11 protein-coding genes are annotated in these 12,836 nt (G+C 66.4%); 2 read left to right on the top strand and 9 right to left on the bottom strand.

Annotation, left to right across the window (positions count from 1 at the left end):
• Positions 1-71: 71 nt before the first annotated feature.
• The gene (locus LMJ30_RS00850) at positions 72-587 is read left to right on the top strand and encodes a CcdC protein domain-containing protein (RefSeq protein ID WP_229430440.1); all 516 of its coding nucleotides are present in this window, start codon (positions 72-74) and stop codon (positions 585-587) included.
• Positions 588-621: 34 nt separating this feature from the next.
• Here LMJ30_RS00850 and LMJ30_RS00845 read toward each other — a convergent pair whose 3' ends face one another.
• From LMJ30_RS00845 to LMJ30_RS00825, 5 genes are all read right to left on the bottom strand, one after another.
• Entirely contained in the window at positions 622-3,450 is a 2,829-nt protein-coding gene (locus tag LMJ30_RS00845; RefSeq protein ID WP_229430439.1) for an ATP-binding protein, read from the bottom strand.
• A 9-nt stretch (positions 3,451-3,459) separates the two neighbouring features.
• The gene (locus tag LMJ30_RS00840) at positions 3,460-4,200 is read right to left on the bottom strand and encodes a hypothetical protein (protein ID WP_229430438.1); all 741 of its coding nucleotides are present in this window, start codon (positions 4,198-4,200) and stop codon (positions 3,460-3,462) included.
• On the bottom strand, positions 4,193-5,563 hold the full coding sequence (locus tag LMJ30_RS00835; RefSeq protein WP_229430437.1) for a hypothetical protein: 1,371 nt from the start codon (positions 5,561-5,563) through the stop codon (positions 4,193-4,195). The genes LMJ30_RS00840 and LMJ30_RS00835 overlap by 8 nt, the downstream gene beginning before the upstream one ends.
• Positions 5,564-5,679: 116 nt before the next feature.
• On the bottom strand, positions 5,680-6,420 hold the full coding sequence (locus LMJ30_RS00830; protein ID WP_229430436.1) for a DUF3108 domain-containing protein: 741 nt from the start codon (positions 6,418-6,420) through the stop codon (positions 5,680-5,682).
• Entirely contained in the window at positions 6,410-7,513 is a 1,104-nt protein-coding gene (locus LMJ30_RS00825) for a DUF3108 domain-containing protein (RefSeq protein WP_229430435.1), read from the bottom strand. The genes LMJ30_RS00830 and LMJ30_RS00825 overlap by 11 nt, the downstream gene beginning before the upstream one ends.
• A gap of 122 nt (positions 7,514-7,635) precedes the next feature.
• Here LMJ30_RS00825 and LMJ30_RS00820 point away from each other — a divergent pair, with 122 nt between their 5' ends.
• A complete protein-coding gene (locus LMJ30_RS00820) occupies positions 7,636-8,214 on the top strand; it encodes a PhaM family polyhydroxyalkanoate granule multifunctional regulatory protein (protein ID WP_229430434.1) in 579 nt (192 codons plus the stop codon).
• Here LMJ30_RS00820 and LMJ30_RS00815 read toward each other — a convergent pair.
• Genes LMJ30_RS00815 through LMJ30_RS00800 form a run of 4 tightly spaced genes read right to left on the bottom strand, consistent with a single transcriptional unit; the run spans position 8,211 to position 12,829 of the window.
• A complete protein-coding gene (locus tag LMJ30_RS00815; protein WP_229430433.1) occupies positions 8,211-9,887 on the bottom strand; it encodes a tetratricopeptide repeat-containing response regulator in 1,677 nt (558 codons plus the stop codon). The two genes, LMJ30_RS00820 and LMJ30_RS00815, sit on opposite strands and share 4 nt — an antisense overlap.
• Positions 9,884-10,591, bottom strand: coding sequence for a sensor histidine kinase (locus LMJ30_RS00810; protein WP_229430432.1), 708 nt, complete (start codon positions 10,589-10,591; stop codon positions 9,884-9,886). The genes LMJ30_RS00815 and LMJ30_RS00810 overlap by 4 nt, the downstream gene beginning before the upstream one ends.
• Positions 10,584-12,290: an FAD-dependent 5-carboxymethylaminomethyl-2-thiouridine(34) oxidoreductase MnmC1 gene (gene mnmC1 / locus LMJ30_RS00805; protein WP_229430431.1), complete on the bottom strand. Its 1,707-nt coding sequence runs from the start codon at positions 12,288-12,290 to the stop codon at positions 10,584-10,586. Before mnmC1 ends, LMJ30_RS00810 begins: the two co-directional genes overlap by 8 nt.
• A complete protein-coding gene (locus LMJ30_RS00800) occupies positions 12,269-12,829 on the bottom strand; it encodes a DNA-3-methyladenine glycosylase I (protein WP_229430540.1) in 561 nt (186 codons plus the stop codon). Before LMJ30_RS00800 ends, mnmC1 begins: the two co-directional genes overlap by 22 nt.
• Positions 12,830-12,836 lie beyond the last annotated feature (7 nt).

The following is a 12,836-nucleotide window of genomic DNA, read 5'->3' as shown; positions in this document are numbered from 1 at the left end:
GGCTGCGACGGGTGGGCGTACGGTACGCAGCGGTGGTTTACAATTGCCGCTCTTTATAACTTTCAGACTCCATGAACATTCAGACTATCGCCCTGCTCATCCTGGTTCCGCTGCTGATGTGGCGCGTGTATGCGCGCCTGAAGCGCATGATGGCGCGCCAGCAGTCGGTCATGTCGCGCCACTGGACCGGCCTGGCGGTGTTCACCGCGATGGTGCTGGTGCCCGGTTCCGAACTGGTGGTCCAGCAACCGGCCTCGATCGGCTGGCTGGCGGTCGGCACGGCGGCGGGCATCGCCTACGCCGTCTGGGGCCTGCGCAAGACGCGCTACGAAGTCACGCCTGAGGGCTACTTCTTCACGCCCAATGCGCGCCTCGGCATGCTGGTGGCGATGCTGTTCGTCGGCCGCATCATCTATGTCGGCCTCGAGATCTTCGTCAACCAGGGCACCGCCAACACGCTGCCGCGCTTTACGGACAGCCCGCTGACCCTGATCTGCCTGGGCGTCTTCGCCGGCTACTTCGGCGCCTACTCGGCCGGCATGCTGCGCTGGCGCTACGCCATGAAAAAAGCCGCCGCCAACGATTAAGCTGGCGACGGCTTGGCGGGACCGTGCGGCTGCTTTATGCAGCCGCTTTTGCTTCCAGGGTACGGCGCTGCAGCACGAAGATCGGCTGCGCCCACGGCGTGTCCTTCTTCTTTTTGCTGGTGATGAGGGTCAGCTCGGATGGATCGTAGACGTCGGTGTTGTGCGTCAGCGGCGTCGTCATCAGGTACTGCGCCTCGGTGTTCTTGAGGAACTCGCCGACCAGCTGGATGTTGCGGATGTCGAGGTGGGCAAACGGTTCGTCGATGAACACGAAGCCGCCCGACCCTTCCTCGGACTTTAGCAATCCGATCAGCAGCACCAGCGACTTCATCACCTGCTGGCCGCCCGACGCTTCGCCGTCGTTCATGCCGATCTGGTCCTTGCCGTCGAACTTGAAGCGCACGTGCAGGCCAGCCTGCGACAGCTGCACGTCGTCGTTCTCCAGCCGCACCGGGTCGGCATGCACGTCGATACCCGCCAGCTCGCCCAGTTCCCTGATGTTCTTGCTGTAGGTCTTGATGGTGTAGCGCAGCCGCTCGATGTAGGCGCCGCGCGCGTTGGCGGTCGCTTCGATCGCGCGGTTGTTCTGGTAGCGCCGCTCGTCGGTCTCGGACTGGCGGCCATGCAGCTGGTCGTTCAGGCGCTGGTACTGGTCGATCACGGTGGCGTCGAGCTCCCAGTCGTCGCGCGCCAGCGAATGCTGGAGCGAAGTGACGCGCAGGTCGACCTGGTGCGAGTTCTGGTGCTCGGACACCAGGGACGCGCGGCGCGCGGCGCGGCGCCAGCTTTTCGGCAGGTGGCGCCAGTTGCGGCGCAGCTCCAGCAGCGCCTGCGCGTGCTCGGCGCGTTGCTCGATCTGGCGGCGGTGGCCAAGGCGCAGGCCCGCTTCCGCTTCCGACAATGCCATGCGCGCGTTCTGCCAGGTGGTGTCGGCGCGGGTGCGCGTTACGGTGGCCGCCTTGGTCAGCGACTGCAGCTCGCCCAGGCGCGAACCGACTTCAAGGCGCTCGGCCTTAAGCGGTTCGATGCTGCGCAATGCTTCCTCGAACTCGGCCTGGCGCGCGGCCAGTTCCTTGGCGGCGTCGACGCCGGCGATGCGGCCCTTGAGCGCGCCCACTTCCGAGGCCAGCTTGCTGATTGCCAGCGTCAGCGTATCTTCCTGTGCTTCCAGCGCGGGCAGCGACTTCTGGATCGCTTCCATGCGCTGGGTGCGGCCGGCCTGGCCGAAGCGGTAGCGCGAGGCTTCCACGAACAGCGAGCGGCCGCCGCGGCGTTCGCGGTGGTAGGCGTCCGGCGTGATCCACTCTTCGTCTTTCGACAGGCGGAAGCCTTCGTCGACCGAGTCGACCCGGCTGATGCGCGACAACTGGTCGATCAGCCATGACGGCGCCGGCGCGGAGAAGCGCACCACCGACAGCAGGCTGTCGTCCTTCGACTGCGGCGCTTCGACGCATTCCGGCACGATAAAGTGGCGGTAGCGCTCCTTCTCCGCCAGGCGGTACGCGGCGGCAGCGTCCTTGGCGCGCTCCAGCAGCACCACCGATGCATAGCCGCCCAGCACGCCTTCGACGGCGCCCTGCCACTTGGCGTCAGTCACCTCGACGATATCGGACAGCATCGCATGCGGGATGCCGGCGTCGCGCAGGGCGCGGCGCATGCCGCGTACCGCTTCCGGCTCCGGCATCGCGGTCTTGCCCTGCAAGGCGGAGATGGTCGACATTTCGGAGGCGATGCGCGCCGAGATGGCCTCGCGCGCCTGCTTCTGGCGCGCCAGTTCGGCTTCCTTGGCTTCCAGCTGGGACGCGACTTCGGCGATGTCCGCGCCGGCGTCCGCCGCCAGCTTCTGCAGGCGGTCGCGCTGTTCGATCAGGCTGTCGAGCGGCTTGAGCTTGCCGTTAAGCTGGGTCAGGCGGCTGGCCAATGCGGCTGCCTCCTGCTCCAGCAGCGTTTCCTGCTGCTGTGCGTCGGTCAGGGCGCGCGCCTGCGCGGCGACCGCATTGCGCTTTTCGGTCAGCTGCGAATCGGCCTGCGCCAGCGGACGGCGCGCGTCACGCAGCGATTTGCTGACCGAGGCGGCCTTCTCGCGCGCTTCGTGGTACTGCAGGCTTGGCAGCACTTCTTCGAGCAGGTTGCGGCGTTCCTTGTGCAGGTCTTCCCACTGGCGGTAGTTGGCCACGCGCAGGCGCAGGCCTTCCAGGTTGGTGCGCGAGGCTTCCAGCTCGGATTCGAAACGCTTCAGTTCCGTCTCGGTGTCGCGCTGGTGGCGCTTGGCCTCGTCGTAAGCGTCCAGCACTTCCTTGTCGCCGAAGACCTGGAACACCAGGTCGAGCAGCTGGCGCGGCGCGTATTCGCACAGCTTGTCGGTTTCGCCCTGTTCGAGCGCCAGTACTTTGGCCATCGCCGGCGACAGGCCCGCGTTGGCCAGGCGCTTGCGGTAGTTCTCGACGCCGAGCCAGTCGGTCGCCTCGGTTACTTCCTCGATCTGCACGTTCCCGGGGCGCATCAGGTACTGGCGCTTCCAGTCGCCGCCATTCTTCTGGATCTGGCAGAACAGCGTCACTTCATCGTCGCTGAAAAAGCCGGAGCTGCGGAACGGGCGGTTCGACAGCTGGCGTCCGACTGCCTGGTTGTCGACCACCGCGCGGATCCACGCGGTCTGCTGGCCGGAGTGGCGCGCGTAGTGCTTGTAGGTGCGGCCCATCGAGCAATCAAGGCCGAACAGGGTGCGCAGCGCGTCCAGCAAAGTGGTTTTGCCCGAGCCGTTCTGGCCTGCGATGGTGATGATCTTCGCGTCCAGCGGGATGTTCTTGATCCGCTGCCAGTAATCCCAATGGACCAGTTCTAGTGATTTGATGTGGAACATGGATCAGCCTCAGGTTGGGGTGTCGATGGCGTCGGGCGCATCGGTGTGAGGGTCAGGCTCGTCGATGGCGGCTTCTTCGACAGCCACCTCCCCGGCCGGGGCGCGCCGCGCTGGCGCCACCGCCAGCGGCGCGCGCTTGAACACGTCGGCCAGCGCGCCGTTGATGATGCGCTCCTTGAGCACGTCGGTGTCCATCATCAGGTCGAGCAGCGGGCCTTCGAGGATCACGTCGCCGCGCCGTTCGATGAAGCCCAGCTTCGACAGCGTGCCGAGGTTCATGTCCATGCGCGTCTTCTTGCCCAGCTTTTCGCCGAAGTCCGCCAGCAGCGCGGTGTACGAGATGCCGATCGAGGTATCTTCGGCGCGCGGCATCGGCTTTTCCTTGCCAAACAGGTCGGTCTGGTCGTCGTCGGCGCTCTGGTGGGTCTCCTGGCGTTCGCGCTTGGGCAGGATGATCTGCGCCCACAGCACCACCAGCAGCGCCACGCCGTCGCGGGTCAGGCCGAAATTATTGTTCTGCCAGATGTCCTTGGCGCCGAAGATCTTCGGTTCCACCGCGCGGTGCAGCGCCAGCGTGACATGGTCGGCATAGACGTTATCGAGCAGCTTCAGTCCCGATTCGAGCAGGCGCTTGTCGACTTCGGCGCGGAACTGTTCGTCCGACAGCACGCGCTTGACCATCTTGTCGTCGCGGCGCAGGGTCTGGTGCGTCAGCAGGCGCGCAATCAGGATTTGGGAGTCGTCATTCATCAAGCGGGCCGCTTTCGAGGTCGAGTGAGAGGGTCGCAATCGAGATGGCGGCGACGTGCGGATCGTCCAGCTGCACCATTTCGTCGGTCGGGGTGAAGGTCACGGGCAGGCGCGCCAGCTGCGCGGTGGCGCCCTGCAGGCTGGCCTCGGCAGCGTCGCCCAGCAGCGGCAGCATCGAGGCGCGGTAGGACGCGACGGCAAAGCTGGCCGGCAGCAGCGAATCCTGGATCGGCACCGATTTCGGCCCCTCTTCCGAGAAGCTGGGGAAGTTGCCCAGGTTGGCAAAGTCGGACAGGCGCGCCAGCCAGTCATCGAGTTCGACCTGGATGGCCGGCGCATCGTTGACGGTTAGCGGCGCATCCTGGCCTTCCGGCAGGCCGGCCGGGCCGGCCACAAGGCTGCGTTCGGCGAGCAGTTCGGTTTCGGCGACGTCGATCATCTCGGCCGGGGTGCCGAACAGCGGCACCACCGGGCGGTCGATCGCGCCCGCGGCCAGCGACGACAGGTCGTCGTGCGCCAGCAGCCAGCGCTTGACGTCGGTGGTCGACAGGCCGGACTGGCCGAGGTGCACGCGCTGGCGCTCGATCTGGTTGAGCGCGCGCGAGAACATGCCCTGCATGTTCAGCAACGCGCTCTGGGCGCGGCCGATCGCCTGGGCCGCCTTGTGGGTGGCCGAATCGGCGCGCTCGTCGGAGGTGATCGCGCGCAGGATCTCGGACCCCTTCTCGACCCAGTCGCAAGCCATATGCCACTTGGCCTGCGAGGTACGCAGGCGGAATTCGGAACCGGAGGCGATCGCGTCGCGGAATTCTTCGGTCAGGTCGACCAGGCGGCCGAGCAGGTGCTTCAGTTGTTCGACGGTGACGCCGCCGACCGCCTGCGCGCCCGCGACCTGCGACAGCAGGAAGCCCATTTCGGCTTCGTCATCGGCCTGGCCCATCGACAGCATGGTGTCGAGCGCGGACAGGACATTGCGCGCCATCGGCGTGATGCGGTAGACGGCAGCCGACGCATCCCAGGCCAGCAGGCCGTGCGAGCGCAGGCGCCCCAGCACGGTTTCCAGGCTTTCGGGGATCAGGTAGGCGAGCTTCTGGTTGATGTCGGAGCGCGAAAAGCCGGCGCTCGCGGTGTCGGAAGCCAGTTCGCGCAGCACCAGCAGGCGGATCAAGACGCCGTCGAAGCCGCCATGGAACAGCGCCGTGAAGGCCTGCAAGGTCGGCTGGGCGCGCTTGAGGTGGAATACCTGCTCGATTTCATCGGCGGCGATGCCGGCGTGGAAATGCGCCTGCAGCGAATCCGCGTCGTCTTGCCCGATTGTCAGTATTTCCGCGGCCGAGGCCGCACCTGCCGTTAATTCCATCATTGTTTCGGGCGTTTCTTTAACTCATACACGGGGCGTCAGTATATCAGTTAAGCCCGAGCAACCAGAACCAAAACCATCCCCCTAAGCAACAGTCGCCCGAGGGGGAAAGCAGCCGCTCAGCGTTTTGTAATTTTGGAAATGGTTTGTTCGACGACGTCGCCGCCGTCGTTGTCGCTGAAGCGTATCTTCACCGGGTACCACTCGTGCGCCGGCGCCAGCCAGATGTCGATCTGCTGGTCCTTCGAGCCGCTTGAGGGCGCCTTCACCAGGTGGACGGCGTCGAGCTGCCCCATCTGGGTGCGCAGCTTGTCGGTCTTGGCCACCTTGAACAGCCACGACTCGGCATCGCGCCGCCCCGCGACGACGATGCGCCACTCGGACCCGGCGACGAACTTGCCCGGCATGCCGCGCGCCATGCCCGACAGCTGCCAAGGCACCGAGGCGCGGTCCTGCTCGCCGCCCTTGATCGGATAGCCCTGCTTGCCTTCGGTGAAGTGGATGGCGCGCGCGGCGCGGTCGAACGTCACCGAATACGGGTCCTTGCGGAAGCGCTTCTCGGTATATTTTTCCGGCGCCAGGCCCTGTTCGTCGACCAGGCCTTCGCTGCGGTTCTCGTTGATCTTGCCCAGGATGGACGCGCGCGATTCGCTCGACAGCGAGTATTTACCATCGCCGGCGCGCCATTTGACGGTCGCCTCGCCGTCCAGCGCCAGTCCTTTTTGTTCAGCCTTGATGGCGTACTTGAGGTCCGCCGGGGGCGGCAGGCTGAAGGCGCGCGCCGGCGCCGCATGGCTAGCGGCCATCGCCAGCGCAAGCGCCGTTCCCGCCATGGCCGTCTTGAAAACATTATTGTGCATTTGCTGTTCCCGAATCTCTGACTACGATCTGCGTAACCGTCTGCGTGGTCACTGCGCCATTAGCCTCCGTGTTGCGGATGCGGACCGGATACCATCCCCGGTCCGGCGCCAGCCACACGTCGAGGCGCGAATTGTACGAACCGGGCTTCGGAGGCCGCGACAGGCGCCAGGTTTGCAGCTTGCCCAGTTTGGTCTCGATCTCTTCCTGCCCCAGCACGACAAAGCTATAAACGCTTGCGCCGCGTTCTTCGCCGACAGTAATTTCGAGGCCGCCCTCGAATTGCGCCGGATCGGCGCGCGCAATTGCCGCAAGCTGCAGCGGCAGCGTGGCCTTGTCCTGCGCGCCAGGCACCAGCGGCACGGTATTTTGCGACGCCGAAAACGTGATGCTGCCCTGCCCGGCATTGAAGTGGGTAGCCGTCTGGGGCCTGCCCCGGCGCTGTTCGGTCGCCACCCGCGGCACAAAGCCGCTCTCGCCGATGCTGCCCTCGCTCCCCATCGACAGCAGGTTGAACCGCGTGACCACCATGCTGATGCCGGCGTCGACTTTCACCGCGTAGCTGCCGCCGCTGGCCTGCCACGACATTTCGGCCACCCCGTGCCAAAGCGTGCCTTTGGCGTCAATACGCTCCAGGTCCAGCGCCAGTTCGGACGATGGCGGCACGTCTGCCCTGTACTGCCGCGGCAGCGCTTCGGCGGGTGCTTCGTCAGGCTTTTCTTCCGCCGGTGCTTCGTCGGCCGCCACTGCCGGCGGCGCTTCCTGCGCCGCTGGAGCAGCTTCCTCCAGCACCGGCGCTTCTGCCGGCACAGGTTCCGTCACCGGCGCGGGCGCCGGCGCCCGTGCCGCCATCTTGCGCTGGGGCGCAGGCTTTGGGCTCGCCTCGGCGGCAGGGGCCGGCGGCGGCGGCGCGCGCAGCTGCGCCACGATTGGCGCCGCTGCTGCCGGCTCGACCCTTGGCTGCGGCAGCCCGATGCCCTTCCCCACCCAACTGATCGCGGCATAATGCAGCAACAGCGTCGCGCCCAGGAGCAACGGCAGGCGCAAGCGGAATGATGGCAAGGCAAAGGTCATATTGCTAGTGTAACGCGGCATGGCAAATTTCCGCTGAACACTATTGAGCACCACCTGATGGCGCTTGGCTTTTGCACAAGAATCGTTTGAGCGGCGCTTGCATAATCTGCTACGCTAAGGGTTCAACCCGACGGAGAGAGACGATGCAAAATTCCCCAATGCCAAACATGTCCGGCGCCGGCGCCGTGACCGACACACTCGAGTTCGTCAAGAATTTGTGGGGTGGGATGGGCGTGCCTGGCATGGCTGCGCCGACGCTCTCCGTCGACGACCTCGACAAAAAAATCGCCGACCTGAAGGCGGTCGAAGCCTGGCTTGCGCTCAATTCGTCGATGGTGCGCGGAACCATCCAGGCGCTGGAAGTACAGCGCGGGACCCTGGCGGCGCTAAAATCGATGGGCGACGCGTTCGCCAAGGCGGCGGCGCAGCCGGCCGGCGGCAAGGAGGGACAACCCGCCGAAGCCGGCGCGGCGGCGCCGCAGTTTGCCGATCCGGCCGCATGGTGGAACATGCTGCAGGATCAGTTCAAGCAGGCGGTCAGCAGCGCGATGTCGCCCGACGCCATGGCCGAAGCGACGGCGCGCGCCCAGGAGGCTGCGGGAAAAATGGCGGCGGCCATGCCTGGCGCCGAGATGGGCAAGGCGGTGGTGGAGTCGATGGCGAAGGCAGCCGATGCCGCGCCCAGGAAAAACCCAAGCAAGCCACGCGCCGCCAAGCCCTAGTTTGGCGCGGCTTCCCCGGCCGGCGGTTCGGATGGATCGGCCGGCGCCGGCGTCAAGGCTGCCAGCTGCTCCATCAGCTGCGCGAAACGCTGCTGGCCAGGCTGGATTTTATCGACGTGCAGCAGCACTCCGGACGTCTCGGCCGACAGCTCCGCGTCATAGCCGTGCTTGTCCATGTGCGAGATCAGGATCTGCGCGGAGTTGAACAGGATGCGCAGGTTGTTCGGCAGCGCCGCGCGGGCGTCGCGCATCCACGCCACCGCTTCGGCCAGCTTGCCGGTCTTCCATAGCAGGACGCCCTGGTTCATCATGTCGGTCGCCTCCTTGCGCGACTTCCTGATCAAGGCCTCGCCCTCTTCGCCCAGCCGGGCCTTGTCGAAGATCCGCTGCACCTCGTCGAGCAGCAGGATGTTGTCGTGGTTGTTGCGGATGACGTAGCACAGCAGCTCGGCCGGCGCATCCTTGACGCCCACGGCGAACAGCAATGTCGCCAGTTCGATGCAGGTGGCCGTATCCGGCCGCGCCGGGTCGGCATTGAGCATCTCTTCCAGCTCGTCGCCGGTCTTGCGCGCGCGGCGGAAGTCGCCGCTTTCGTGGTACACCAGGCCTTCGGTGATCTTCGCGCGCAGCTCGATGTCCTCGTCCGGAAAATCGCGCCGCGCGGCCGCCAGCAGCTGCAGCGCTTCCTTGGTCTCGTTCTTCTGGCCGCACACGCGCGCCAGGCCGAAGTAGGCGTCGACTGACCTCATCACCGAGTATTCGCCGATCGCGATGCACTTGCGGAAGGCCTTCTCCGCCACGCCGATATTGCCCAGCTTGAGCGACACGTCGCCGAGCCTGCGCTGGCGCTGTACCGAATTGGGTGACAGCTTGGCGGCGCGTTCCAGCACGTCGCAGGCCGCCTCGGGCTGGCCCATGTGCTGGTGCGCGAGCGCCATCTGGTCGTAGGCATCGATGTAGTTGCGGTTCTCCGCGATCACGCCCTGGAAAATCTGGCGCGCCTGTTCGTACTCGCCATTGGCCATGCGGATCTTCGCCAGGCCCGACCTCGCCCACTGGTACTCGCGCTCCTTGAGCACGCGCTCGAACGCTTCGCGCGCCTTTTCCGGCTCGCCGCTCTTGAGCATCAGCGTGGCCTTCATGCGCAGCAGTTCTGTTTCGTGGACCTTGTTCGCTTCGATCTGCTCGTCGCACAGCCTGGCCGCGCGCAGGTAGTCCTTCTCGGCGTAAGCCTGGTCGATCGCGCGGAACACCTGCTTCTTGTGCCACACGCGGTTCAGGCGCGTCAACAGCATGCCTTCGGTGATCGGCTTGATCAGGTAGGCGTCGGGCTGGTGCTCGGCCGCGCCCATCACCGATTCGACGCTCTTCTCGGCCGACACCATCAGCCACACGCTGCTGGGCAGCAGCAGGTTGCGCACGCGCGCTTCTTCCAGCACCTGCTGGCCGTTCTTGCCTTCGCCGAGGTTGAAGTCGCACAGCACGACGTCGTAGCGGACCTTGGCGAGCATGCCCATCGCCTCGCCGCCGGACGAGGCCTGGTCGATATTCTTCGCGCCCAGGTTGCGCAGGCTTTCGCGCAGCAGCTGGCGGATGCCGACAAAATCATCGACTACCAGGTAGTTCTTGCTGGCCCAGTCGACCGCGCGTTCATCGAGGCTGGCGACGCTCATGGCAACCTCAGTACAAAGCACCCGCCGCCGTAGGCGCCGCCGTTTTCAAGCCTGATTGCGCCGGTGCGCTCGCGGTGCTTGTGCATCTTCGCCACTTCGCTTGAAAAGTAGAGGCCAAGGCCGGTGCTGTTGGTAAGGAAGTTGACGCCCGAGTGGATACCGCTCATCGCCGACACGCCCGCGTCCAGCATCGACTGCGGATAGCCCTGGCCATTGTCCTCCACCCGGATCTCCAGGCAGCCGTCGACGACGCCGATCGCAAAGCGGATCTTGTCGAGCGTGTAGTGCACCGCATTGTTGATGGCGTGCCCGATCACGCCGATGACCAGGTCCTCGTCGAAGTGCCAGATCAGGGCCGGGTCGACATCGGTTTCCAGCGTGACGCCGCGCGAATCGAGCAGCACGCGCACGCTGGCGATCACCTGGTCGACGAAACCGCCGATTTCGAGCGCCTGCACATCGAATGGATAGTCGGGCTTGCCCACCTGCTTGTACAGGGCCAGCAGCTGGATCAGGTTGTCGTTCAGGCGCTTGGTCTGGTACAGCATGTGCGCCATTTGCGGATACGCGGCCTCGGTCTCGGGCGAGGCGCCGGCCAGCAGCTTTTCCAGCGTTCCAGCCAGGACGCTGACGGAATTCTTCATGTCATGCGCGGTGGATGCGAGGAACAGGGATAGCTCGTTCGAGCCAGGGTTGTCATTCATCGGCGGCGTCTCTGCTTGGGGTTGGCGCCACTATATCGTGTTTTCGCGCGCGGCCGAGCATGAAACGGGCGGGGTCGAGCGCTTCGGCCAGCGCGCGTTCCAATGGCAACGGTTCGCCTTCCAGCTGCGCGGCCAGCAGTTCGGCGGCCAGCGGCGCCCAGATCAGGCCGCGCGATGCATAGCCGAGCAGCCCGTACAGGCCCGGATGGCGCGGCAGGTCGCGCAGCCGCTCCGCGCGCCCGGTCGGCCTTGCGTCGGCCAGCGCGCCGACCAGCGGCAGGCGGTCCGGCGCCACGCAGCGAAACCCGGTGCGCCCGCGCAGTGGCGCGCCGCGCGCGGCGTCTTCCATGCCAAGCAGCGAACGCACCTTGGCCAGGTTCTCGTCGTGGCTCGACTGGCGCACCTGCGGGTCGGGGTCGTTCAGGTCGTAGGTCGCGCCGGCGCACTGGACTGCCCCCGGCGCGCTCGTCAGGTAGGCTTCGCGGCACAGCACGAACGGCAGCGCTGGCAGCGTGCCCGCCGCCAGGTGCGACACCTGGCCGCGCACCTTCGCCAGCGGCAGCTGGGACGCTTCGCTGACCGAGGTCGCGCTTGTGCCATTGGCCAGCACCAGCACTGGCGCCTGCGCGATGACGCCGCCGGCAGCGTCGAGGACCCGCCACTGGCCGTCCCGGCGTTCGATGCGGGTGCTGCCCGCATTGAATACCGCGGCCAGCCGGTCACCGCAGGCAGCCAGCATGGCTGCGCACACACTGCCCGGACGCGCCCAGCCGCCCTGGCGGAAAAGCCAGGCGCCGTCGGGCGCTGGAGAGCCAAGCATGGCGCCCGCCTCTGCGGCTTCCAGCCATTGCGCGAATTCGGCGGGATAGCGCCACTGCTGCGCGATCTCGCGCTGTACCCTGGCGTGCGCGGGGTCGCGCGCCAACTGCATCACGCCGCACTGGCCGCCATCGATGGCCTGGCCGATCCCGCCCAGGTTGTTCCAGTAGTCCAGCGCAAACAGGTAGGCGGCGCGCGTCAGGCGCGTGGGGATGTTGTCGTCCCGCGACAGCAGCGGCATGAAGATGCCTGCCAGGTTGCCGGACGCTTCCATCGCCGGCTGCGCATGGCGCTCGACCAGCGTCACCTGCCAGCCGCGCGCACACAGGCGCTCGCAGGCAGCGCTGCCGGCAACGCCGGCGCCCACCACGATGGCGCGGCGCTCGGCGGGCGATGGGCGTGGCGCGAACGGCTTGCGGCTGGCGAAGATCGACGGCCCGTTGGCGCTGCTGGCGAAGCCGGCCTTCGCCAGCGCTTCTTCCTGCTCGCCGTCCAGGCCTTCGGAGAACAGCACCGTGCCCGGCGCCGCCAGCTTGGCCAAGGGTCGCACGAACGCTACGCCGGCGCCTTCGAGTTCGTGCAGGACGATGGCGTCCGCGCGTGCATCAAGCTGCGCCAGCGCCTGTTCGATCGGCGCATGCAGCAGGTCCAGCGTGACGTTGCTGTCTTGCTGGGGAATGCGCCGGAACCCCGGCAGCGCGGGGTCGGCGATGGCGATGTAATGCAGGCGGCGCGGCCGCTGTTCGTCGGCGCGCCAGGCGGCAAGGACGGCGCGCAAGCGCTCGCCAGCGCCCCAGGCGGAATCGAGGATGACGAAGCGGTCGCGCCCGCGCCAGTGCGGCGCCAGGTCCACCTGTGTCACCCCGTGCGGCAGAAGCATGCCATGTCATGGTCGTTGACCATGCCGATGCCCTGCATGTAAGCGTAAATGATGGTCGAGCCGACGAACTTGAAGCCCCGTTTGGCCAGGTCTTTCGAGATGCGGTCCGACAGTTCGGTTTTTGCCGGACGCTCGCCGTTGGGGAAGCTGTTCACGATCGGCTCTCCGCCGACGAAGCCCCACAGGTACTGGTCGAGCGAGCTGCCTTCGGCGCGCAGGCGCAGGTAGGCCTGCGCATTGGTGATCGCCGCTGCCACCTTCAGGCGGTTGCGGACGATGCCGGCGTTGGCCAGCAGCTCGGCCACTTTATCGGGACCGTAGCACGCGATTTTTTCGGCATCCCACCCATCGAAGGCGAGCCGGTAGTTCTCACGCTTGTTGAGGATGGTCTCCCAGCTCAGGCCCGCCTGCGCGCCTTCGAGGTTGAGCATTTCGAACAGCCGGTTCTCGTCGTGGCAGGGCACGCCCCATTCCTCGTCGTGGTATTGGACGTAGCGGGGGTTGGCCATATTGGCCCATGTGCAGCGGATCGGAGTCATGGCGGGA

It is taken from the genome of Massilia agrisoli (assembly GCF_020831365.1).
GTDB classification, from domain to species: Bacteria; Pseudomonadota; Gammaproteobacteria; order Burkholderiales; family Burkholderiaceae_D; genus Telluria_A; species Telluria_A agrisoli.
This window is presented reverse-complemented; position numbering and strand designations above follow the sequence as displayed.

Bases quoted from the DNA above. Each gene is read 5' to 3' on its own strand.
- LMJ30_RS00850 (WP_229430440.1), top strand. From the start codon at position 72: ATGAACATTCAGACTATCGCCCTGCTCATCCTGGTTCCGCTGCTGATG.
- LMJ30_RS00845 (WP_229430439.1), bottom strand. From the start codon at position 3,450: ATGTTCCACATCAAATCACTAGAACTGGTCCATTGGGATTACTGGCAG.
- LMJ30_RS00840 (WP_229430438.1), bottom strand. From the start codon at position 4,200: ATGAATGACGACTCCCAAATCCTGATTGCGCGCCTGCTGACGCACCAG.
- LMJ30_RS00835 (WP_229430437.1), bottom strand. From the start codon at position 5,563: ATGATGGAATTAACGGCAGGTGCGGCCTCGGCCGCGGAAATACTGACA.
- LMJ30_RS00830 (WP_229430436.1), bottom strand. From the start codon at position 6,420: ATGCACAATAATGTTTTCAAGACGGCCATGGCGGGAACGGCGCTTGCG.
- LMJ30_RS00825 (WP_229430435.1), bottom strand. From the start codon at position 7,513: ATGCCGCGTTACACTAGCAATATGACCTTTGCCTTGCCATCATTCCGC.
- LMJ30_RS00820 (WP_229430434.1), top strand. From the start codon at position 7,636: ATGCAAAATTCCCCAATGCCAAACATGTCCGGCGCCGGCGCCGTGACC.
- LMJ30_RS00815 (WP_229430433.1), bottom strand. From the start codon at position 9,887: ATGAGCGTCGCCAGCCTCGATGAACGCGCGGTCGACTGGGCCAGCAAG.
- LMJ30_RS00810 (WP_229430432.1), bottom strand. From the start codon at position 10,591: ATGAATGACAACCCTGGCTCGAACGAGCTATCCCTGTTCCTCGCATCC.
- mnmC1 (WP_229430431.1), bottom strand. From the start codon at position 12,290: ATGCTTCTGCCGCACGGGGTGACACAGGTGGACCTGGCGCCGCACTGG.
- LMJ30_RS00800 (WP_229430540.1), bottom strand. From the start codon at position 12,829: ATGACTCCGATCCGCTGCACATGGGCCAATATGGCCAACCCCCGCTAC.